Raw genomic sequence first — 1,387 nt, forward strand, 5'->3', positions numbered from 1 at the left:
CCTACGGCGGCGCCGACGCCACCCAGCCGGTGTACGGCGGCGGCAGCCAGTGGTCGGTGCCGGGCACCGGTCAGCCGTGGACCACCCCGGCGACCGCGCCCGGCGACGGCGCGCCCGGCGGGGTGAAGGGCCTGCTCGGCCGCGTGAAGGCCTGGCCGCGCAAGGTCCAGCTCGCCGCCGCGGGTGGTCTGGCGGTGGTGCTGCTGGTCAGCGTGATCGCGCTGACCAGCGGCGGCGACGACGCTCCCCCACCGATCGTGGGCGCGCTGCCGTCCAGCTCCGCCGCCGCCTCCCCGGTGGAGATGCAGGAGCAGAGCGTCAAGGGCATCACCGTCCAGGTTCCCAAGGGGTGGGACCGCAAGACGGGCGGCGTCTTCGTCGACTACGTCGACCCGCAGGACAGCGGTCGCAAGGTCCGCCTGCTCGCGGAGGACTGGGGCGGCACCTCGGTCAGCTGGGCCGAGTTCGCCTCCCGCAACCTGCGGGACAAGAGCAAGTCGTGCGCGAAGCCCTACGAGCAGCTCGCGATGACCGAGACGACGCTGGCGGGCAAGCCGGCGGCGGAGTTCGAGTACACCTGCGGCGAGGGCGACAGCAAGCGGCACGGGATGTGGCGCGGTGTGGTCCAGGGCGGCAAGGTCTACTCGTTCTATCTGACCGCCGGCGAGGCCAGCTTCGCCGAGAGCAAGCCGATCTTCGACGCGATGGTCGGCTCGTTCCAGCTCACGGCGGCCAACTGAGTCGAGGGCGACGGCCAGTGGTGCTCCGCCGCCGTGCTATCAAGAGGCCATGGCGGCGGACACCACTGACCTTGACGACCTTCGCGCGCGAGCCGAGAGCTGGCTCGCCGACGACCCCGACCCGGCCGACCGGAACGAGCTGCGGGCCGTCCTCGACGGGCTGCCCGGCACCGCCGGCGAGCTGGCCGACCGGTTCGCCGGCCCGCTGACCTTCGGCACCGCCGGGCTGCGCGGCCCGCTGCGCGCCGGGCCGAACGGGATGAACCTCGCCGTGGTCACCCAGGCCGCCGCCGGGCTGGTCGGCTGGCTCGCCGCCGAGGGCGGCGAGGGCCCGCTGGTGATCGGGTACGACGCCCGGCGCGGGTCTCGCGCCTTCGCCGAGCGCACCGCGCAGGTGGCCACCGGTGCGGGCCGACCGGCGCTGCTGCTGCCCCGCCCGCTGCCCACGCCGGTGCTGGCGTTCGCGGTCCGGCAGCTCGGCGCGGTCGCCGGCGTGATGGTCACCGCCAGCCACAACCCGCCGCAGGACAACGGCTACAAGGTCTACCTGGGCGCGCAGCTCGGTGGTGAGCTGGGTGCGGGCGCGCAGATCGTGCCACCGGCCGACGCCGGCATCGAGGCGGCCATCCGCGCGGCCGGCCCGCTCG

General features: G+C 74.8%; 1 protein-coding gene and 1 pseudogene. Both read left to right on the top strand.

Annotated elements, in window-relative coordinates; genetic code table 11:
- Positions 1-740, top strand: a 740-nt coding sequence (locus HUW36_RS32880; RefSeq protein ID WP_281357593.1) for a PsbP-related protein, incomplete at its 5' end; no start/stop codon positions are given.
- 49 nt (positions 741-789) lie between these two features.
- Positions 790-1,387: pseudogene (locus tag HUW36_RS32885) on the top strand (phospho-sugar mutase); the annotation flags it as partial.

Source organism: Micromonospora maritima, from assembly GCF_902825405.1.
Lineage (GTDB): Bacteria > Actinomycetota > Actinomycetes > Mycobacteriales > Micromonosporaceae > Micromonospora > Micromonospora maritima.